Origin of the sequence: Mangrovimonas sp. CR14 (genome assembly GCF_011764015.1) — a bacterium.
GTDB lineage: Bacteria > Bacteroidota > Bacteroidia > Flavobacteriales > Flavobacteriaceae > Mangrovimonas > Mangrovimonas futianensis.
Genome location: NZ_JAAFZY010000003.1, coordinates 268,677 through 289,577, shown reverse-complemented (window position 1 = coordinate 289,577; position 20,901 = coordinate 268,677). Strand labels below are relative to the sequence as shown.

The 20,901-nt window shown below is 34.2% G+C and carries 16 protein-coding genes; 12 read left to right on the top strand and 4 right to left on the bottom strand.

Annotated features, from left to right (window positions below; translation table 11 throughout):
- The first annotated feature begins 72 nt into the window (after nucleotides 1-72).
- Together GZ212_RS07300 and GZ212_RS07295 are read left to right on the top strand one after the other, a co-directional pair.
- Nucleotides 73-1,098 carry a low specificity L-threonine aldolase gene (locus GZ212_RS07300; protein WP_166958585.1) on the top strand — a complete coding sequence of 342 codons (1,026 nt, stop codon included), beginning with the start codon at nucleotides 73-75 and terminating at the stop codon, nucleotides 1,096-1,098.
- A gap of 64 nt (nucleotides 1,099-1,162) precedes the next feature.
- Nucleotides 1,163-1,756, top strand: coding sequence for a hypothetical protein (locus GZ212_RS07295; protein ID WP_166958583.1), 594 nt, complete (start codon nucleotides 1,163-1,165; stop codon nucleotides 1,754-1,756).
- Between the two features lie 73 nt (nucleotides 1,757-1,829).
- Here the strand turns inward: GZ212_RS07295 and GZ212_RS07290 are convergent, their stop codons facing one another.
- Nucleotides 1,830-2,153, bottom strand: a complete 324-nt coding sequence (locus tag GZ212_RS07290) for a YbaB/EbfC family nucleoid-associated protein (protein WP_166958581.1) — start codon at nucleotides 2,151-2,153, stop codon at nucleotides 1,830-1,832.
- Nucleotides 2,154-2,278: 125 nt separating this feature from the next.
- Between GZ212_RS07290 and GZ212_RS07285 the strand changes: the two genes are divergently transcribed.
- The 3 genes from GZ212_RS07285 to GZ212_RS07275 all read left to right on the top strand — a co-directional run bounded on the left by GZ212_RS07285 (nucleotide 2,279) and on the right by GZ212_RS07275 (nucleotide 6,813).
- Complete coding sequence (locus GZ212_RS07285; protein ID WP_166958579.1) at nucleotides 2,279-4,297, top strand: S9 family peptidase; 2,019 nt, start codon at nucleotides 2,279-2,281, stop codon at nucleotides 4,295-4,297.
- Between the two features lie 69 nt (nucleotides 4,298-4,366).
- Nucleotides 4,367-5,407, top strand: coding sequence for a PLP-dependent cysteine synthase family protein (locus tag GZ212_RS07280; RefSeq protein WP_053972676.1), 1,041 nt, complete (start codon nucleotides 4,367-4,369; stop codon nucleotides 5,405-5,407).
- 146 nt (nucleotides 5,408-5,553) lie between these two features.
- Nucleotides 5,554-6,813: an aminotransferase class I/II-fold pyridoxal phosphate-dependent enzyme gene (locus GZ212_RS07275; RefSeq protein WP_053972677.1), complete on the top strand. Its 1,260-nt coding sequence runs from the start codon at nucleotides 5,554-5,556 to the stop codon at nucleotides 6,811-6,813.
- Nucleotides 6,814-6,874: 61 nt separating this feature from the next.
- On the opposite strand, the gene GZ212_RS07270 is transcribed toward GZ212_RS07275, so the two are convergent.
- Nucleotides 6,875-7,999, bottom strand: a complete 1,125-nt coding sequence (locus tag GZ212_RS07270) for a GTP cyclohydrolase (RefSeq protein WP_166958577.1) — start codon at nucleotides 7,997-7,999, stop codon at nucleotides 6,875-6,877.
- A gap of 14 nt (nucleotides 8,000-8,013) precedes the next feature.
- Entirely contained in the window at nucleotides 8,014-9,018 is a 1,005-nt protein-coding gene (locus tag GZ212_RS07265) for a transporter (protein WP_166958575.1), read from the bottom strand.
- A 170-nt stretch (nucleotides 9,019-9,188) separates the two neighbouring features.
- Here GZ212_RS07265 and GZ212_RS07260 point away from each other — a divergent pair, with 170 nt between their 5' ends.
- The 4 genes from GZ212_RS07260 to GZ212_RS07245 are packed head-to-tail and all read left to right on the top strand — an operon-like array spanning nucleotide 9,189 to nucleotide 14,662.
- Nucleotides 9,189-9,467 carry a DUF4834 family protein gene (locus GZ212_RS07260; protein WP_166958573.1) on the top strand — a complete coding sequence of 93 codons (279 nt, stop codon included), beginning with the start codon at nucleotides 9,189-9,191 and terminating at the stop codon, nucleotides 9,465-9,467.
- A gap of 29 nt (nucleotides 9,468-9,496) precedes the next feature.
- Nucleotides 9,497-11,938 carry a YfhO family protein gene (locus tag GZ212_RS07255; RefSeq protein WP_166958571.1) on the top strand — a complete coding sequence of 814 codons (2,442 nt, stop codon included), beginning with the start codon at nucleotides 9,497-9,499 and terminating at the stop codon, nucleotides 11,936-11,938.
- The gene (locus tag GZ212_RS07250) at nucleotides 11,931-13,217 is read left to right on the top strand and encodes a glycosyltransferase family 4 protein (protein WP_166958569.1); all 1,287 of its coding nucleotides are present in this window, start codon (nucleotides 11,931-11,933) and stop codon (nucleotides 13,215-13,217) included. Before GZ212_RS07255 ends, GZ212_RS07250 begins: the two co-directional genes overlap by 8 nt.
- Complete coding sequence (locus GZ212_RS07245; RefSeq protein WP_166958567.1) at nucleotides 13,208-14,662, top strand: lipopolysaccharide biosynthesis protein; 1,455 nt, start codon at nucleotides 13,208-13,210, stop codon at nucleotides 14,660-14,662. The genes GZ212_RS07250 and GZ212_RS07245 overlap by 10 nt, the downstream gene beginning before the upstream one ends.
- Nucleotides 14,663-14,740: 78 nt before the next feature.
- Here GZ212_RS07245 and GZ212_RS07240 read toward each other — a convergent pair whose 3' ends face one another.
- Nucleotides 14,741-15,889 (bottom strand): hypothetical protein, encoded by a 1,149-nt coding sequence (locus GZ212_RS07240; protein WP_166958565.1) that lies wholly within the window; start codon nucleotides 15,887-15,889, stop codon nucleotides 14,741-14,743.
- Nucleotides 15,890-16,190: 301 nt separating this feature from the next.
- On the opposite strand from GZ212_RS07240, the gene GZ212_RS07235 reads away from it, so the two are divergent.
- From GZ212_RS07235 to GZ212_RS07225, 3 genes are all read left to right on the top strand, one after another.
- Nucleotides 16,191-17,741, top strand: coding sequence for a hypothetical protein (locus tag GZ212_RS07235; protein WP_206080407.1), 1,551 nt, complete (start codon nucleotides 16,191-16,193; stop codon nucleotides 17,739-17,741).
- A gap of 253 nt (nucleotides 17,742-17,994) precedes the next feature.
- Nucleotides 17,995-20,016 carry a M13 family metallopeptidase gene (locus GZ212_RS07230; protein WP_166958560.1) on the top strand — a complete coding sequence of 674 codons (2,022 nt, stop codon included), beginning with the start codon at nucleotides 17,995-17,997 and terminating at the stop codon, nucleotides 20,014-20,016.
- Between the two features lie 328 nt (nucleotides 20,017-20,344).
- A complete protein-coding gene (locus tag GZ212_RS07225) occupies nucleotides 20,345-20,854 on the top strand; it encodes a DUF4833 domain-containing protein (protein WP_206080406.1) in 510 nt (169 codons plus the stop codon).
- Nucleotides 20,855-20,901 lie beyond the last annotated feature (47 nt).

The window sequence follows — 20,901 nt, the reverse complement described above, 5'->3', positions numbered from 1 at the left end:
ATTTATAATTAAAGTCCATGTGAGTGAAATTTTCAAACATTAAATTTTTAGTTTTAAGGATAATTTAAGGTTATGATAGATTTAAGAAGCGATACAGTGACCAAACCAACTGAAAAAATGTTGGAAGCCATGTTTCAGGCTAAAGTAGGGGATGATGTTTATAAAGAGGATGCTACAATAAATTTACTTGAAGAGCGAATAGCCGATATGTTTGGGATGGAACAAGCTTTATTTTTCCCAACTGGAACTATGGCCAACCAAACTGCTATAAAATTGCACACACAACCAGGAGATCAAGTCATCTGTGATAAAGATGCACATATTTATCATTATGAAGGAGGCGGTGCTTCATTTAATAGTGGTGTATCTTGCAAACTGGTCCATGGAGACAAAGGAATGTTTGCATCTGGGCAAGTAATTGAGGCGATTAATCCTCCAGATTTTTATCACAGTCCGCTTACGGCCTTAGTAGAAGTTGAAAACACAGCAAATAGAGGAGGAGGTTCTTGTTGGGATTTTGAGGAACTGAAAAAAATTAGAGCAATTTGTGACCAAAACCACCTAGGGTTTCATCTAGATGGTGCACGTCTTTGGAATGCCTTAATCGCCAAGAATGAGTCACCGAAACAATATGGGCAACTGTTTGATACTATTTCTGTTTGTCTTAGTAAGGGACTGGGGTGTCCTGTAGGTTCCGTTTTGGTTGGTAAAAAGGAGTTGATGAAGAATGCCATGAGGATTAGAAAGATATTGGGAGGAGGGATGAGACAGGTTGGATATTTGGGAGCAGCAGGTTTGTATGCGCTTGATAATCATGTTGAAAGGCTTAAGGAGGATCATCAAAGAGCTAAAGAAATTGAAATGGCTTTAAATAAATTGGACATGGTGAAGCTAGTGACTCCAGTAGAGACCAATATTGTTATTTTTGAATTGAACCAAAAAGAAGATGAAAAAACATTTTTAAATCATCTTCAGGAAAATAAAATTGTGCTAAGCGGTATGGGGAATGGTAAGCTTAGAATTGTTACTCATTTAGACTACACCCAGGAAATGCATGAGAGGTTTTTGGAAGTATTGAGTAAATTAAGCGCGTATTAGAATAGAAGTTGGAATAAATAAACGGCAATCTCAGAAATTACCTTCGATTAAATATCTCCTTTATATGAGAATAAGTTCATTTTATTTTTTAGTTTTTATATTCGGATTTTTGTCTTGTTCTAATAATATCAAACCGAATAGAAACTACAAGAATGATTTACTTAGATATTTTATTCAAGTTGATGAATCTGATTTTATGGTTCATACTTCATTCCAAATTAGTGGGGTAGAAAAAATCACATTGAATCATTTTGATGATTTTAAGGTGGATTCTGTTACATCTAATAATATTGGAAGTATTATACGAATTTCAAGAAAATCTAAAACGAGATTTCAAAGCCTTAAAATCTCATTTTATGATGAAAAAAATATAGTTAGAAACATACAGATCAAGTTTTACTCTAAAATGTATAATTTGCATGAACTGGAACTGGGGCAAAAAATTGAATTTGATAGGACAACTAATATAGCTCCGCCACTATTCGTAATGACTTCTTTACAATTAGGTCAATTTATTATTTGTAAAGATAATCATGTAGTGGGTGATTTTGAGCTACTACAAGATTTATATAATTTCAGTCTATTCGCAAAACCAAGTAAATACGATGTTGGTGAAAAAACATGTGATAACACGTATTTTAGTTTAATAGTAAAATAGAATATTAGTCCTAAAGTTATTTCATATCGACTAGTATTTAGGATTTCCGATTAGAAACTAAAGAAAAATAAGCCTATTTAAACATATCCAAACCAGGAATATTTGGCATGCCTTCCTTGGCAACGGCGCCAATTTCGTTTTCATTAATGGTGGTGGCCTTTTCTATCGCTTTGTTAAGGGTTAAGATTAAATAATCTTCCAGCTCTTCTTTATCTTCCAAAAGGCTTTCGTCAATTTCAATAGCTTTAATTTTTCTATTGGCAGTAATGGTTACTTTTAATTTATTGTCATTGCTTGACTCATCAATTAGTACCGTATCCAGTCTTTTTTTGGTGTCTTCAACTTTTTGTTGGGTTTCTTTCAATTTGTTCATCATACCCATCATATCTCCAAACATATCTTCTATATTTTTAGTTTATTAATGCAAAACTATTTAATTTTTATATTTTTGGTCGATTAATACCCTATAATTTTCTCTCTTTGAATAAGGACATTTTCCCCGTAAAGGCAAAAAAAATCCCCATGGAACTTGAGGCACATAATGACGTTAGAATTGACGATTATTATTGGTTGAACGAACGAGACAATCCTGAGGTCATAGATTATTTAAACGCTGAAAACAGTTACACTAAAAAGGTGATGGAGCATACAGAACCTTTTCAGGAAAAATTGTTTCAGGAAATGAAAAGTAGAATTAAGGAAGATGATGAATCGGTTCCTTATAAACTTAACGGGTATTGGTATATCACTAGATATGAAACGGGAAAGGATTATCCCATATATACTAGAAAAAAGGAAACCTTGGAAGCCGAGGAGGAAGTGTTGTTTGATTGTAATGACATGGCCAAAGGACACTCTTACTTTAAACTAGGGAGTATTTCTGTTAGCCCTGATAATAAGTTGGCTGCTTTTTCAGTGGATTTAGTTAGTAGAAGGCAATATATCATTCAAGTAAAAAACTTGGAAACCCAAGAAATTTATTCGACTAAAATCTTGAATACTACTGGGAGCGTTACGTGGGCAAATGATAACAAAACCTTGTTTTATGCCAGAAAAGATGAGCAAACTTTAAGATCTCATAAGATATTTAAACATTTACTTCACTCTAAGGTTGAGAACGATAAAGAAGTATTTCATGAAAAGGATGAAACGTATAATACCTATGTATACAAAACCAAATCCAGGAAGTATATTGTCATTGGTTCTTCAAGTACCTTAACAACTGAATACAGAATTTTGGATGCAGATAATCCAGAAGGTGACTTCAAGATATTTAGCAAACGTACCAGAAAGCTGGAGTATGCCATTGCTCATTTTGAAGATTATTTTTATATTATCACAAACAAGGACAAGGCAGATAATTTTAAGGTGATGAAAACAACCACTGATAAAACTGATAAGCAGTTTTGGCAGGATGTTATTCCTCATCGCGAAGAAGTACTTATTGAAGACATCGATATTTTCAAAGATTATTTAGTGGTTAGTGAAAGGGAGCAGGGACTGAACAATTTAAGAATCATCAGTTGGAATGGAGAAGAAGATTACCATTTACCATTTTCAAGTGAAACTTATACCGCTTATGTCGGGAATAACCCAGACTTTAATAGCGATGTTTTGCGCTATTCTTATAATTCCTTAACCACTCCAAGTTCGGTCATTGACTATAATTTTAAAACCAAAACCAAGGTTGTTAAGAAAGAGCAAGCTGTTTTGGATTCCACATTTGAGAAGGCGAATTATGAGTCTCATAGAATTTGGGCAACAGCCAGAGATGGGGTTAAAATTCCTATTTCTTTGGTTTATCATAAAAAGTTTAAAAAAGCAGAAGGAAATCCCTTATTGCTATATGCTTATGGTTCCTATGGATCAACTATTGACCCGTATTTTTCAAGCATCAGATTAAGTTTGTTGGACAGGGGATTTGTTTATGCGATAGCTCACGTGAGAGGTGGTGAATATTTAGGAAGGGAATGGTATGAAACAGGAAAGCTTTTAAAAAAGAAAAATACATTCTACGATTACATTGATTGCTCCAAGTTTCTTTTAGATGAAAAATTAGCGGCTAAAGGACATTTATATGCTTATGGAGGCTCTGCTGGTGGCTTATTGATGGGAGTTGTAATGAATATGAACCCAGAATTATATCAAGGAATTATTGCCGCCGTTCCATTTGTAGATGTAGTAACGACCATGCTGGATGATAGTATTCCTTTAACGACAGGAGAATATGATGAATGGGGAAATCCTAATAAAAAGACCTATTACAGGTACATGAAATCGTATTCACCTTATGATAATGTGAAAAGCCAAGATTACCCCAATGTTTTGGTAACGACCGGACTACATGATTCCCAGGTACAATATTGGGAGCCAGCCAAATGGGTTGCTAAATTGCGAGATTTAAAAACAGATGAAAATATTCTATTGCTTTATACGGATATGGATTCGGGGCATGGTGGGGCTTCAGGGCGATTTGAAAGCTTGAAAGAAGTGGCTTTAGAGTATGCATTCTTATTAGATTTGGAAGGAATTAAGGAATAGTTAAAATTTTTTTTTACTTTTGTCAGGTTTGAGAGGCAGTTTAAGATTGCCTTATTCTAAATTTTCTCTATGGAACAAAAAAAGCAAGTATGTGAAAATGTCTTAGATTTAGTAGGTAACACACCGATCATTAAGCTAAAAAACATGACATCTTCATTCAAGGGAAACTATTATGCAAAAGTAGAAGCTTTTAATCCCGGTCACTCCTCAAAAGATAGAATAGCACTTTACATTATTGAACAAGCCGAGAAAAAGGGAATTCTTAAACCTGGCGACACCATTATTGAAACTACGTCTGGTAATACAGGATTTAGTATTGCAATGGTTAGTATCATCAAAGGTTACGAATGTATTTTGGCGGTGAGTTCAAAATCTTCGGCTGATAAGATTGATATGCTGAAAGCTATGGGAGCTAAGGTGTATGTTTGTCCGGCCCATGTAAGTGCAGATGACCCAAGATCATACTATCAGGTGGCGAAGAGATTACATGAAGAAATTAAAGGTTCTGTATATATCAATCAATATTTTAATGAGTTGAATATTGATGCACACTACCAATCAACTGGTCCAGAAATTTGGAATCAAATGAATGGTGAAATCACCCATTTGGTAGCATGCAGTGGTACCGGTGGAACTATTTCTGGTACAGCAAGATTTTTAAAGGAAATGAATCCTAATATTAAAGTCATTGGAGTTGATGCTTTTGGTTCTGTGATTAAAAAGTATCATGAAACCAAAGAATTTGATGAAAACGAAATTTATCCTTACCGCATTGAAGGTTTAGGGAAAAATTTAATTCCTTCTGCAACTGATTTTGATGCGATTGATGAATTTATCAAAGTAACCGATCAAGAAAGTGCCCATACAGCTAGAGAAATAGCCCATAAAGAAGGTTTGTTTGTAGGATATACTTCTGGAGCAGCAATGCAAGCTATCAAACAGCTTAATGAAGAAGGAGAGTTTAAGGAAGGAGATGAAGTAGTTGTTATATTCCCAGACCATGGGTCGAGATATATGAGTAAAGTTTATAGTGATCAATGGATGAGTGATCAAGGATTTTTTGATACTGAAAATGAAGAAGCTGCTCAAAGCATTCAATATGTAAAATAAATTACCTTTACTACATAAAAATAAAGCCGTTCTAAACAATGAAATTAGAGCGGCTTTGTTGTTAACAAGAGTTCATAAAAATATTATGCAAAATTCATTTAAATATATACATTTGCATGATATGCAATTTTGATTATAGCTAAACTATGAGAGATTTATTTGATAAGATTTACAGGGATAAAGGACCGTTAGGAAAATGGGCTTCTCAAGCAGAGGGATATTTCGTATTCCCAAAATTGGAGGGTCAAATTTCTAACAGAATGAAGTTTCAGGGTAAAGATGTTATCACCTGGAGTATTAATGATTATTTGGGATTAGCAAATCATCCAGAGGTAAGAAAAGTTGATGCCGAGGCAGGAATTGAATATGGTTCTGCCTACCCAATGGGAGCCAGAATGATGTCTGGACATACAGATTTACATGAAAAGCTTCAAAAAGAATTAGCAGCATTTGTAAGTAAAGAAGCTGCATATCTTTTGAATTTTGGTTATCAAGGAATGGTTTCCACTATTGACGCTTTGGTTTCTAAAGATGATATTATTGTATATGATGTAGATGCTCATGCCTGTATTATTGATGGCGTTAGACTTCATATGGGTAAACGTTTTACTTACAAGCACAATGATGTTGAAAGTCTTGAAAAAAACTTAGAAAGAGCTACTAAAATGGCAGAACAAACAGGGGGAGGTATCCTTGTGATTTCTGAAGGTGTTTTTGGTATGCGTGGTGAACAAGGAAGATTGAAGGAGATTGTTGAGCTTAAAAAGAAATTCAAGTTTAGATTCTTAGTAGATGATGCGCACGGATTTGGTACTTTAGGTAAAACTGGTGCAGGAGCAGGTGAGGAGCAAGGTGTACAAGACGGTATTGATGTGTATTTTGCAACCTTTGCAAAATCTTTGGCAAGTACTGGAGCTTTTATTGCTGCCGATCAAGAAATCATCGATTATTTAAAATACAATTTACGTTCTCAAATGTTTGCTAAATCATTGCAAATGCAATTGGTTAAAGGAGCTTTAAAGCGTTTGGATATGCTTAAAACCATGCCTGAGCTTAAAAACAAGCTTTGGGAAAACGTAAATGCACTTCAAAATGGATTGAGAGATCGCGGTTTTGATTTGGGTACGACACAAAGTTGTGTGACTCCAGTTTATCTAAAAGGAAGCATTCCTGAGGCAATGGCTTTAGTAAAGGATCTTCGTGAAAACTACGGTATTTTCTGTTCTATCGTAGTGTATCCAGTTATACCAAAGGGATTAATTCTATTACGTTTGATTCCTACGGCAACACATACATTAGAAGATGTTGAGGAAACCTTAAATGCGTTTTCAGCAATTAGGGATAGACTTGAAAACGGTACATACAAAAGACTTTCAGCGGCTGTATCTGCAGCTATGGGAGAGTAAATGATATAGTGTATTTCATAAAAAAAACCAGCTTGAAAAAGCTGGTTTTTTTATTTGTAGTTTAAAGATTCTTCTTAAATGTTTTTCTACGCTTAATCACTTCACTACCTGAATCCTTCCAAATTTGTTGTTCGGCAGTGTTGTTTGCCAATTCTGGTAACCTAATACAATTAACTACACCTTTACTCTTAAAAGTTTGATAGAATTCATGAAAGACCACAGCATGAGCAGCCTTGTTCTGATATTCTGGATCAACGCCTATTAAATAAAGCAAAAGTGTTTCGGTTTCTTTTTTGGCTTTTAACAACTTAAGAAAGCCTAGAGGCCATAATTTCCCATTGATTTCTTGAAGTGCTTTCGAGAAAGATGGTAAAGCAACCCCAAAAGCTATCAAACGATCATCTTTGTCAAAAACAAATTTGATATATTCTGGATTTACAAAGTTGATAAATTTCTTCTTTAAATAGGTACGTTCTTTGGCACTGATAGGAACATAAGATGGTAAATCCCCAAAAGAGCGATCCAACAGGGCAAACATGTCATCAATATGCGGAATGATTTCTTTGGTTTTATAAAAGTTCCTTGGCTTATATTCATATCGAGTGACGATGGCATTATATGCTTTTAGGAATCTGGAATTAATTAGGGACTCCAATTTAAATTTGCTCTCTACATATTCCTTTTCCTCTAAATAACCCAATTTACCAAAATGCTCAATGTAATAAGGGTGGTTATACCATGTGGCCATAGTACCTATATGGTCATATCCAAAGGTCAAAGCTCCAGCTTTATCCAAGTTGGAAAATCCGAGCGGCCCTTCAATAAAGTCTAAGTTATTTTCTCTACCTATTTCTTCAGCTTGATCCAATAAGGCTTTTGAAACTTCGAGGTCATCAATGAAGTCCATCCAACCAAAACGCATCCGTTTAATCTGTTGTTCATTGATTTCGATCCAATTGATTAACGCTGCAATACGCCCAACCACCTCACCATTTTTATAGGCTAGAAATAATTGCGCTTCAGCATTTTCAAAAACTGGATTTTTATCCTGATTGAAGGTGGTCATTTCCTCAGCAATCAAAGGGGGAACCCAGTATTTGGATCCTTGATATATTTTGAATGGAAAGGTTACAAATTCCTTAAGTTCCTTCTTGTTGGAAACTTTTTTTAACGTCACATTACTCATAAGGCACTTTTAGTCTAACTATCAAAATCGACGTCTTTTTGTTTTTTTCTGTTCTGCTTACGCTGTCTTTTCTTTTCTTTTTTATTCTCTCCTCGAGAATTCATTTCTCTTTCCAATTCTTCTTCAGCAGAATTAGCATTGTCTATTTTCTTGTCTACATGGAAATCCAAGCGGTATGAGGCCCCTAGAGTTGCTCCAAAAACAGAGGGCGTATCTTTTGTGTTTAAGGTAACGCCAGCATCCAATTGGAAGTTTTTACTCCAAAGATAAGCACCTCCAAAACGGAATAAGTTATCAGCATAGAAATCACTTTTGATTCCTTGTGTTTCTCCAAATGCCACCCACTGGTCTGTTATAGATTTGGTTAAGGTTAATATATAGGAAAAATCATTTTGATCGGTTCCGATGCGGTCCAAAATAAAATTGGTTACAAACACCCAGCCTCCAGCTAAGTTGTTTTGCGTCGCCAGCATAACTTTGGGGCTAAATCCTTCAACGCCATATGCCGTAAAGGGGTTGTCCTTGGTGTCAAAGTTAGCGCCTACATAAACAGCAACGGCAGGAATTAAATTTTTCCATTTGAAGCTATGGTTTGCTTTCCAACTATAAATATTCGGTTTTTCTTCTTCGGAATTCTTGTAGGGATCATACACCAAATATTTAGCTCCTATTGTTAAAGTTTTAAAATTTGAGAATCTGTCATCTTCTGCCAAATTATTAGAATATGTTCTCTTGGTTGATTGAAAGGTACCTTCGACATTTATTTCTAAAGGAGACCATAATAAACCATATCTAGCGGCAAAATCAAGTCCGAAACTATTGTCTTTTCTATTGGCTAAATTGTGTTTTTCAGTAAGCATGTAGGGACCAGCTTCAAATTGGAGAACATTGGTGCCAACAGCAAAGGCGCTTTTTGAAACTCCCGGTCTGTTGGAGTTTATAACCTCCGTGTATTGGGAAAATCCATTCAAGCAGGCAAAAAAGGTAAGTGCAGATAATAAGGGCTTTATAGCTTTCATTAAATTTTGGTTTTGGAATTAAAATAAGAAATTCAATTGCTCTGAACTCCTTAAATCACTATGTTTTTTCACTAAAGTTAAAAATCAAATATATTGATTTTATAGATTTTTTAAGTATTTAAAACGGAATAAAAGATTTGATAATTGTATTTTTGTTGAAAACTATACGCATGTTGCAATACGCTTCATTTACTGGTTTGCTAAGGACCTTATTGATCATTCTATTGATATATTATGGATTGAAAATTCTATCAAGAATTTTTGCGCCTGTATTGGTAAAGTATGTAGCAAAAAAGGCAGAGGAGCGTTTTAATGGTGGTTTCAATAATTATCAAAACAAAACCCAACAAAATAAGGAGGGAGAAGTTACCATAGATAAGATGCCGCAATCTCGCCAATCTTCAAATAAAAAGGTGGGAGAATATGTAGATTACGAAGAAATTGATTAATTTTCCCCTTCAAGATTTAACATAATTTGATGCAGTTTACTTTTAAAAAGTTACTTCCACATTTCTTGGTACTTATAGGTTTTGTGGTTGTTTCCCTTGCTTATTTCAATCCCGTTTTAAAAGGTCAGGAAATCTATCAGAGTGACATCCTACATTACATAGGTATGTCTAAACAGCAAAACGATTTTCGTGAAGCTACCGGAGAAGAAACCTATTGGACCAATAGTGCTTTTGGTGGGATGCCTACCTATCAATTAGGAGCAAAGTATCCTCATAATTATATTAAAAAATTGGATTTGGCTATTAGATTTTTGCCAAGGCCAGCCGACTATTTGTTTTTGTATTTCATCGGTTTTTATATTCTTTTGTTATGTCTGAAGGTTGATTATAAGTTATCTGCATTGGGGGCGCTAGCTTTCGGGTTTTCAACATATTTAATTATCATATTGGGAGTAGGCCATAATAGTAAGGCTCATGCTATTGCTTACATGCCATTGGTATTAAGCGGTATCATTTTAACCTTTAGGAAAAAATATATTATTGGCTTTTTAGTATTGACCATTGCGATGGCTTTGGAGTTGGTGGCCAACCATTTTCAAATGACTTACTATTTGCTGTTTTTGGTTGTGGTTTTGGGAATTGCCTATTTAGTAGATGCCTACAGGAAAAAAGAACTACCTCATTATTTTAAGTCGGTAGGTATTATGGTTGGAGCAGTCGTTTTAGCGATTGGATTAAATGCTACAAACATCATGGCAACTCAAGAATATGCCAAAGAAAGTACTCGTGGTAAGTCAACGTTGACTATTAACCCTGATGGTTCTCCAAAAGAGATCACCAGCGGACTTGATAAGGATAAGATTACCGAATATAGCTATGGATTTTTAGAATCTTTAAACTTGTTTGTTCCAAGATTAATGGGAGGAGGAAGCTTGGAAGATGTAGGAAAGGAATCCGCTTCCTACCAGTATTTTTTAAAATTGGGAGCAACACCGGTTCAAGCCTTAGAGCAAACTAAGCGCATTCCTACTTATTGGGGAGAACAGCCTATATTAGAAGCACCTGCCTATGTTGGAGCCGTTATTATCTTTTTGTTTGTTCTGGGGTTATTTTTGGTCAAAGGCAGACTTAAATGGTGGTTAGTAGGAGGTACTCTTTTATCACTATTGCTATCTTATGGATATCATTTAGCCTTTTTGACCGATTTTTTCATCAACGTAGTTCCACTTTACGACAAGTTTAGAGCTATTACTTCCATTCAGGTAATTTTGGAATTGTGTATGCCTGTTTTGGGAGTTTTTGCATTGGTTCGTTTGTTTAATGATGTTGTTAGAGAAGAGGAGAAATTAAAAGCTTTAAAATATACGGCTGCCATTACTGGTGGTTTAGCCATATTACTTTTATTGTTGAAATCATCTTTTGATTTTGCAGGAGGAAATGATGGGTTTTATCGTCAGAATTATGGTCAGGAATTTATAGATGCTGTCAAAGAAGACCGTATGTCCTTCTTTATGAAAGATACGTTTAGAACTTTGATATTGGTGCTTCTATCTGCTGGAATGATCTTTTTCTATTTAAGAAAAAAACTCTCGCAAAATGCCGTTATAATAGGCTTTGCAATTATAATTTTATTTGATTTGGTTGGGGTTGATAGAAGATATGTCAATAATGAGAATTTTACAGCTTCTATCAAGGTGAATAAACCTTACCAGGAAAATCAATTGGATCAATACATTCGAAAAGACACCACAGAATTTCGGGTGCTTGATTTATTCAATAGGGAACCTGCAAGAGCTTCTTACTTTTATAATTCATTGAGTGGTTATCACGCTGCTAAACTGAAACGTTTTGACGAATTATATGATTTCCACATTGCTAAAAATAATATGGAAGTTTTGAATATGCTGAATACCAAATATATCATTGCTGAAGATGAGAAAGGAAGTCCTTTTCCTTTTACTAATCCTGATGCCAATGGCAATGCTTGGTTTATCAATTCCTTGAAGAGCGTGTCGAATAGCAATGAGGAGATTTCGGCATTGGATAGTTTAAATACAAAACAAGAGGCCATTATAGATGCAAGTGTTTTTGATGACTATCTCAAGACTTTAAAATCCACTCAATTTGTGACAGATTCTTTAGCTAGTATCAAGGTACAGGACTATGAACCAAATAGGATTAAATATACTACGAGCAATGATTCAGATGGTTTTGCCGTATTCTCTGAGATTTATTATCAGCAAGGTTGGAATGCTTATTTAGATGGAAAGAAAGTTCCTCATGTACGAGTCAATTATGTTCTTAGAGGGATGTTTATTCCTTCCGGAACCCATGAAGTGGCGTTTAAATTTGAGCCTGAGGTTATTTCTAAGGGAAGCACAATTGCCATGGCAAGCTCCATAATCTTTGGTTTACTATTTTTAGGAGGCTTATTTTACATCTTTAAGACTAAAAAGGAGGAAAGTGCCTAAAAAAGTACTCATCATAACGTATTATTGGCCTCCTGCCGGGGGACCAGGCGTACAAAGATGGCTCAAGTTTGTAAAATACTTACCGCAGTTTGATGTAGAACCCATTGTTTTTGTTCCAGAGAATCCAACTTACCCTTTAACTGATTCTTCTCTTGAAAGCGAAGTGTCAGAGCATGTTACTGTTATAAAGAAGCCTATTAAAGAACCCTATAAATTAGCGAGTAGGTTCTCCAAAAACAAATCTAAAACCATTAGTAAAGGAATTATTCCAGATAAAAGGAAGCAAGGAGTGGTGGAGAAGCTCATGTTATTTATAAGGGGTAATTTTTTTATTCCTGATGCAAGGAAATCCTGGGTGAAACCTTCTGTAACGTATTTGGAAGACTATTTAAAGATTCATATCATTGATACGGTAATTACAACGGGACCACCTCATAGTCTCCATTTAATAGGGTTAGAATTGAAGAAACAATTGGGGGTGCATTGGATTGCAGATTTCAGGGATCCATGGACGAGTATTGGGTATCATAAAGAATTAAAACTCTTGCCATTTGCCCAAAAGAAGCACAAGGCATTGGAACACTTAGTATTAAATTCTGCCGATCATATAATTGTTACAAGCCAAGTTACCAAAGATGAATTTTCGGGCCTTACGCAACAACCCATTTCTGTAATTACCAATGGATTTGATGATGAGAAGGTAAATCAACCACCTTTGGATACTAAATTTTCATTGTCTCATATTGGTTCTTTGTTGTCCAAAAGAAACCCGCAAATTTTGTGGCAAGTTTTAAGTGAGCTGGTTCAAGATGTCCCATCTTTTGCGACCGATTTAAGATTGGATTTTGTAGGATCTGTGAGTAAGGAAGTATTGGAAAGTATGAATCTTTATGGTTTAACTAAATTTGTAAATGAAGTGGGTTATGTGTCACATAATGAATCTATTGTGTTTCAGAAAAAATCTCAATTATTACTCTTGATAGAAATTGATTCTGAGGAAACCAAGGCTATTATTCCGGGTAAGCTTTTTGAGTATATGGCTGCCAACAGACCTATTATAGCTTTGGGCCCTAAAGGTTCTGATGTAGAGCGAATCATTACCCAAAGCAATACTGGAAGTTATTTTTATTATGATTCCAAACCTGCTTTAAAGGAAGTCATTTTAAAGTATTATCTTGAATTCCAAAGCGGTTCCTTAAAAACTAATCCTATTGGGGTTCAGAAGTACCATAGACGGGAACTGACTAAAGTTTTGTCTAATTTGATTCGATGGGAATAGTTTTAAATCAATCGGCAAAGAACACGGTATTGACCTACCTTGGATTTGGTATTGGCGCTATAAATGTCTTGTTTTTATATACCAAATTTCTTAGTCCAGAGTATTTTGGATTGATTACCTACATACTGTCTACTGCCAATATTTTAATGCCCTTAATGGCTTTTGGTGTTCATAACACGATTATCAAATTTTATTCTTCTTTCAGGAGCAAACAGTCCCAGAACAGTTTTTTAATTTTAATGTTGTTTTTGCCTTTTGCGATAATCATACCTGCAGGCATTTTGGGATGTCTATTTTTTTCTTCTATTAGTGAATGGTTGTCTGGTGATAATCCTATTGTTAAAGATTATGTTTGGCATATATACATTGCAGCGGTATCCTTTGCTTATTTTGAGGTCTTTTACGCCTGGAGTCGTGTTCAAATGCAATCAGTGTTTGGGAATTTTATGAAAGAAGTATTTCATCGTATTTTAACCACACTATTATTGGTTTGCCTCTATTTGGATTGGTTAACTGTAGACCAATTGATCTGGGGTATAGTAGGTATCTATATTTTAAGGATGATAGTTATGAAATTATATGCTTACAGCTTGCGATTTCCATCTTTTAAATTGAGTAAAATCCCGAATTTAAGTGCTATTTTAAAATATTCAGCCTTGATTATTATAGCGGGTTCTGTAGCCAATGTTATTTTGGAAATTGATAAATTCATGATCAATTATTATGTACCCATTGAAAATGTTGCCTTCTACGGTGTGGCTATTTACATAGCTACGGTTATTGGGGTTCCTTCAAGATCTCTTCATCAGATTACAAGTCCTTTAACAGCTAAATTGTTAAATGAAAAGGATAGAGATGGACTAAAGTTGTTGTATCAAAAAAGTTCCATCAATTTATTTATTATAACAGGGTTTATTTTTCTGATTATCGTTCTAAATATTAATCAACTCTATATGATGCTAGAACCTGGATATGCTGATGGTTTGGTTGTGGTCTTTGTAATTGGTTTGGCTAAATTGATGGAAGGTATAATCGGTAATAATAATGCTATTTTGTTCAATAGCGATTATTATAGAATGGTGTTAATCCTTGGTGTTTTTTTGGCTATTTTGACCGTCATCCTGAATGCTTTATTTATTCCTTTATTTGGCATTAATGGGGCTGCATTTGCCACATTATTGGCTATGTTTTTTTACAGCGCTTCAAAGGTAGGGTTTGTGTATAAAAAGTTTAGAATGTCTCCATTCACTTCCAATACGGTAAAAGTATTTATCCTTATTTTGGTTTGTATGGGAGCTTTTTATTTCTGGGACTTTTCATTTCATCCTATTGTCAATATAGGCTTGAAATCGTTATTGATTGCATTGGGATACGGCATAATTGTATATACGCTCAATCTATCTGAAGATATCAATCAAATTATTAATAAACTACTTAACAGGTAAAACGAGAAAATCCCGCGAATTTGCTTTGAGGCAAACTTAATCGCAGGACTTTCTAACTAACCAACCAAAAAATTTATTCTATCTTCTATTCAATCTGTTTGATGCACTTCTTGTTTGTTGTGCATTTCTATTAGAATTACGTGTATTTGAGTTATTTGGTTTATTTACACGTGAGTTATTTCTATTATTTAACGATTTTCCAACACTTTGACGGTTATTGGTCGTTTTTCTTTGGTTTTCCTTAACAGAATTACCTGAATTCCTTTGATTGGAATAAGTTCTTTGAGAACCTTGGTTATTCATGACCACTCGATTTCTTTGAATAGAATTGGATCTATTACCAGTAGTTCTTTGGCTTGCTTGATTCTTTGATCTACCTTGAGATGAGTTCACAGATCTAGGGTTATTATTTCTGCTATTAGAAGAGGCCGTTCTAGTTTGTGAGTTAGACCTATTGCTTCTAGTTGCTTGTGTTGCACGATTGTTTCTAGATTGGGCTTGGTTACTTCTTGTTGTTGCATTTCTTCTAGTTGTTGCATTTCCTCTGGTATGTGTAGCTAAAGCACTGTTTCTTCTTACTGTGTTACCACGTCTACTTGCCACTGCCGTTGTTCTTCTATAATTATTAACGTACGGATTGCTGTAATGGTATCTTACAGGAGTGTAATACCTTCTGTAAGGTCTATTGTAAACAACACAATAAGGTGCTGGAGGAATCATATAAAATCGATGCCAAGGTCTATAAACATAAACACGATTATAAACATTGATGAAACCAGTACAATGTGTGAAAACCCTATTGTTGTAATGTACATATAAGCCTCCGACTCTGGATACATAACCAAATCCGTTGTAATTGATAAATACATTACCTATTTGAGAAACACGCCCATAGTAATCATAAAAAATAGGAGTGTTTTCAATTTGCACGACAGCACCAAAATCATCATATTGAACATAGGCACCATAATCATATCCAGAGTTAAAGCTAATGCTTACTCCAGGAGCATTTACCGCTACGTTCACATTAGGACCATAACTGGGCATGTAAAAATCAAATTGACCATCTGGAAATATGGAGAATTCAATTCCGCCTTCAACAAAAATGAAAGAATTTCCATAACCTCTCAAAGTTGTAGATTCGGCATTGTTATCAAGATTGGTATTAGCACTCACCATGGGTATGGCTAATAATGTTGTAAATATAAGAGCTATTAAATTTTTCATTTTGAAAGGGTTTTGAATTAAACTCGTTTTAAGTTTTACAAACAACGTGCCAAAGATTTTTTGTTCTTTCTAATTGATAAGTGAATGAATTCTCTTTTTTAAACTATATAATTGATTATGAGGAGTTATATTCGTGGTTGATAGAGTTTTTAATTTCCAAATGGATTCTGATGTACTGGTAAAATTTCCTATTTATTGGTTACAATAAAAACTAGAATAATCTGTTTGAAAATAATGGGAGGAGAATAATGACGGTAATAAATAGATCAAACCATCAATCTTTAGACCTAATTAACCAAATATGAAAAACATTTCTACAGCTTTCATTTTATTTATTCTTCTCGTTTCATTTAAAACAAATTCTGGTAACATTCAAAAAGTCTATATTGATGGGTATGTGAAGAATTCAAACAAAGAGCATGTTTGCTTAAACTATGTTTCAAGAATTCGAGGGAACCTCAACTTTGATAACTTTAGAAGCCTTGTTACTCATATTAATTCAAGAGGCCAATTTAATTTTAATTCAGATCACATCACTGATGGGGCAAATTATATTTTAGAATTTAATAAGCATTCAATACCTCTTATTTTGTTTCAGGGAGATAGTATCCAGCTTGAATTTGATATGAAAAATCCAAGTAATTCCCTTTTTGTTGAAGGTCGAGGAGCTGGTAAAATCAATACACTTCGTTTAGGACAATTTGGATACAATAATTTTGATTTTGACAACAATAAGACCCTCACTGCATTTACAAAACATATTGAAGAGGTAATTACAGGACAAATAAACCTGTTAAATAGTATATATTATAAAGACATAAAAAGTGATTGGGTTCTTAAAGCCGATAACAAAGTTGAAATAGAAAAAATTATATTAGAATCTCCTTTGACCAGAAAAGAATATAATTTCCTAGTTAATCGTATAAATTATCAGCAATATACTTTAGTGACTCATTTTTTATCAATGATATCATCACAAGAAAAGTCTGAGACCTTAGAAATTGACTTAAATTCAAAAGCCTTTGATGTCTTCAATAGCAATGCCTATAGAAGTTTAGATAACATAAATGATTGGAATTTTGGAAATAGCTTAGAAAGCATTTTGAAAGTAGAGTATTTACGAAATTTAAAACAAAGGGAAGGAGTTAAAATCACTTATGGAAATTGGCAGTCTTTTTTTAGTGGCCCTCGTTATGAAAACTATATGGAATGGGCGGCAAACTTCATAAAAAAGAATTTCAACAACGATATTTATTCTAAATATTTTTCAACATTATCTGGATATAGCATGACTTTGGGGTATGACCATAATATGTATTATGAAAAGCTAGACACAATGAACTCAGGGAATAAATATGTGTCAAGACTCAAATTCTTTAATTCTTTGTTGAAAAATGGACTGTACAATGCAGATTATGATCTAATTGACAATTTGTTAGATCATGAGCAATTTAATGGGTTGCTAGAAAATTATAATAACAAGCCTTTATTCATTGTATTTTGGTCTGCGCAATTTGCCGGCTCATCTTTGGTAAATAATTTACCTGTAATAAAAGAGTTTGAAGAAACGAATAAAGATAGGGTAAACGTCCTTTATATATGCATAGATAACTTAGCTCATAAGAACCTGTGGGCGGCAAGGATAATTGATAATGATTGGAAAGCTAAACACTATTTTTTATCTATTGAGGGAAATGAATCTACATTAAAGAGCTTTAGTGATAAAAATATTTCTGCCTTCTGTTACGGAGGAGCAACGTATTCCTTTATTGCTAAAAATGGAACCATTACTAATGATATTCCTTTTCCATTCTATCAATCAGTAGAGGAAATAAATAATTTGACTAAATGAAAAAGGCTATTTAAGTTAATAAGTTTAGGTGTTAAATTTTCTAGCTTTTATTTAGATATTAGTGGCTCCTCAATTTTTTGAATTTAGGCAAATAGGATCACAATCCATTTTAAATACCTAAAAGTCCAACCTTACTTAGAAAATCCTTTTTTTAAATCCTTAAATCCCTCTAATAAAAATGATTATCTTTAGCTAGATTCCAATCTTAAAGTTTCTTTCCTACTATAATTTTTGAAAACCAATCATCTAAATCATGAAAAACATATTTGTAATCTTTATTGCACTTCTCAGTTTAGTCGCGTGTAATAAAACTTCCAAAATTGAAAATAAACCTGTTATTGAAATTACTGGAATTGATGAAAACTTGCGGCCTGGAGATGACTTTTTTAGGTATGTCAATGCAAAATGGTATGATACGGTAAGTATTCCATCTACACAAGCAGGGGTGGGTGCCTATCGGTTTATGAATTACCCTCAACGCATTAAGTTGAAAAGTATATTGGATAGTGTTTCTAGTCATGAATATCAGGAAGGAAGTATCGAACAAATAGTAGGGGATTTTTACGCTTCTGGAATGGATACGATTACCATAGAAAAAAGAGGTTACGACCCAATTAAAGGAATTCTTAATAATGTAGAAAACATTAAAGATAAGTCGGAAATTATGAAGTTTGTAGCGGAAGCTATGAAGATGAACAACAATTCCTTTATTGGACTATCTGTAGGTCCTGATGATAAAAATAGTGCCATGAATATGGCGCATGCTTATCAAACGGGCATTGGGTTACCAGATAGAGATTATTACTTTAAAACAGATGCTGCTACTTTCGAAATTCAAAATGCTTACAAAGAATATCTTGCCAGCTTACTTCAACTTATTGGAACTGATAAAGGTGTTGCAGTCAAACAAGCAAACTTGGTTTATGATTTAGAAAAGCAAATGGCCAAATCACATAAGACTAGGGTAGAACGACGCGATATCAAAGCTAATTATAACAAAATGGCAGTAGCTAATCTTAATACAGATCAACCATTCATTGAATGGAGCCAATTTTTAGGTTATTTGAATGCCCAAACAGACTCAATAAACGTTGCTCAACCTGCTTATTATGAAACCTTAAATACATTAATAAATAGTGTTCCTCTTAAAGACTGGAAAATCTATTTAAAAGCTAAAACCTTAACAAACTATGCAGATTACTTGAGCACGCCTTTTGTGGATGCTTCTTTTGAATTTACAAAAGTACTTTCTGGTCAAGCAATTCAAAAATCACGAGGAGAAAAGATGGCAAGTGCGGTAGATGGCTATTTGGGAGAAGCTCTAGGGCAGTTATATGTTAAGGCCTATTTTCCTGAATCAGCCAAATCACGAATGTTGGATTTGGTTAACAATGTGCAAAAGGCGTATGCAGCAAGAATTGATAAGTTAGAGTGGATGAGTGATAGTACCAAACAAAAAGCTCAAGAAAAGTTGTTTGCCATCAGCAAAAAAATAGGTTATCCTGATGTTTGGAAAGATTATAGTAAAGTGCATATTGATCGGGATCAATACTTTGAAAATGTACTTTCGGCTTCTGCAAATTTGTTTCAAACTAATTTGAATAACCTTGGAAAGCCAGTCGATAAAGAAGAATGGTTTACAACACCATCAACTGTCACAGCCTACAATAATCCTTCGGCCAACGAGATTGTTTTCCCCGCAGGTATTTTGCAACCCCCTTATTTTAATAATGATGCCGATGACGCGCTAAACTATGGTGGAATTGGGATGGTCATCGGACATGAATTCACGCATACTTTTGATGATCAAGGAGCGCAATTTGATAAGGAAGGTAATGTCAATAATTGGTGGACGGACTCAGATTACAAGAAGTTTAAGGGAAGAATAGAGCAAGTCATTGATTTGTACGATACCTTTACTGTTTTGGACACATTACATATAAACGGCGCCATGACAGTGGGAGAGAATACTGCTGATATAGCGGGAATAGCCGTTGCCTATGATGCTTTTAAAATGACTCCTCAAGGTCAGGATACCACTAAATTGGGTGGATTTACACCAGATCAGCGCTTTTTTCTTTCGGTAGCTAAAATATGGCGTGTTAAGATGAAGGATGAATATTTGCGGTTATGGATTAATAATAATCCACATTCACCACCTGTTTGGAGGGTTAACGGTCCTTTAATGAATACGACACCATTTTATGAAGCTTTTGATGTGCAACCTGATGAAGCCATGTTTCTGAAGGAAGAGGATCGAATTACAATATGGTAGAAAGTCCATTATCATTAAATACCCTGATTAAGTTTGTAATAAAAGAATTGTAACTTTTTATATCAAAATCAAGAACTTATTTAAGCCATGTGGACATGTCATTAAGCACTTATTTTGAGATAGTTGCATCCTTATTATGAAATAGAAATGGATTTTTTAAAGTAAAAATGGAATGAATTCTAGGTTTCCATTCAACGAACTAAATTTTGAAAATAGGTTCTTTTTAATATCTTTAAGACTGTGCTTTCCTTAAAATCCAAACCCATCAACAAAAGCACAAGGACAAATTTTTGTTTTCTTTATGGTAAGATATTTAAAAGTAATTGTCATGGGATGTTTTCTTGTTTTCCATGTCATAGCCTTTGGTCAGGAGAATTATCCTATTCCAAAAAGGACACCTCATAGACTTTTTTATATTCAACATAGCTTCAATCATAACACCTATGTTTACGATGCCAATTTAGATGGCAGCTATTTTAAAAAGAATAATCCAGTTAATGAATATCGTATCGTTTACACCGAAGGTGGTGTAAAAAAACCTTTAAGCCCAATTCAAAAAAAGATGGCATACGGTACTCATGTACAGTTTGTAAAAACCAATCTATATCGTTTCACTTTGGCAGCTTCCAAAGAACTTGTTTTTTTCTTAATTATGACAAGTAAAGGCATTCCTAGAGTATTTGTTAACGTTAACGGACGTAAAATTTATTTAGATCGTATGTTTTTGGAGCTGGATGATTCCTTAACGAGCCTTAGTGTACAAGCCAAGTATATTTTGTTGGAAGGTACTGACTATACAACGGGAGAAAATGTCGTTGAAAAAGTTACCATGGAATAAAAAACCCTCCAATGTTTAAGCTATTGAAGGGTTTTATTTATTACAAG

What these genes read in the sequence shown, in the direction of transcription:
- GZ212_RS07300 (WP_166958585.1), top strand. Translation starts at nt 73, where the DNA reads ATGATAGATTTAAGAAGCGATACAGTGACCAAACCAACTGAAAAAATG.
- GZ212_RS07295 (WP_166958583.1), top strand. Translation starts at nt 1,163, where the DNA reads ATGAGAATAAGTTCATTTTATTTTTTAGTTTTTATATTCGGATTTTTG.
- GZ212_RS07290 (WP_166958581.1), bottom strand. Translation starts at nt 2,153, where the DNA reads ATGTTTGGAGATATGATGGGTATGATGAACAAATTGAAAGAAACCCAA.
- GZ212_RS07285 (WP_166958579.1), top strand. Translation starts at nt 2,279, where the DNA reads ATGGAACTTGAGGCACATAATGACGTTAGAATTGACGATTATTATTGG.
- GZ212_RS07280 (WP_053972676.1), top strand. Translation starts at nt 4,367, where the DNA reads ATGGAACAAAAAAAGCAAGTATGTGAAAATGTCTTAGATTTAGTAGGT.
- GZ212_RS07275 (WP_053972677.1), top strand. Translation starts at nt 5,554, where the DNA reads ATGAGAGATTTATTTGATAAGATTTACAGGGATAAAGGACCGTTAGGA.
- GZ212_RS07270 (WP_166958577.1), bottom strand. Translation starts at nt 7,999, where the DNA reads ATGAGTAATGTGACGTTAAAAAAAGTTTCCAACAAGAAGGAACTTAAG.
- GZ212_RS07265 (WP_166958575.1), bottom strand. Translation starts at nt 9,018, where the DNA reads ATGAAAGCTATAAAGCCCTTATTATCTGCACTTACCTTTTTTGCCTGC.
- GZ212_RS07260 (WP_166958573.1), top strand. Translation starts at nt 9,189, where the DNA reads ATGTTGCAATACGCTTCATTTACTGGTTTGCTAAGGACCTTATTGATC.
- GZ212_RS07255 (WP_166958571.1), top strand. Translation starts at nt 9,497, where the DNA reads ATGCAGTTTACTTTTAAAAAGTTACTTCCACATTTCTTGGTACTTATA.
- GZ212_RS07245 (WP_166958567.1), top strand. Translation starts at nt 13,208, where the DNA reads ATGGGAATAGTTTTAAATCAATCGGCAAAGAACACGGTATTGACCTAC.
- GZ212_RS07240 (WP_166958565.1), bottom strand. Translation starts at nt 15,889, where the DNA reads ATGAAAAATTTAATAGCTCTTATATTTACAACATTATTAGCCATACCC.
- GZ212_RS07235 (WP_206080407.1), top strand. Translation starts at nt 16,191, where the DNA reads ATGAAAAACATTTCTACAGCTTTCATTTTATTTATTCTTCTCGTTTCA.
- GZ212_RS07230 (WP_166958560.1), top strand. Translation starts at nt 17,995, where the DNA reads ATGAAAAACATATTTGTAATCTTTATTGCACTTCTCAGTTTAGTCGCG.
- GZ212_RS07225 (WP_206080406.1), top strand. Translation starts at nt 20,345, where the DNA reads ATGGGATGTTTTCTTGTTTTCCATGTCATAGCCTTTGGTCAGGAGAAT.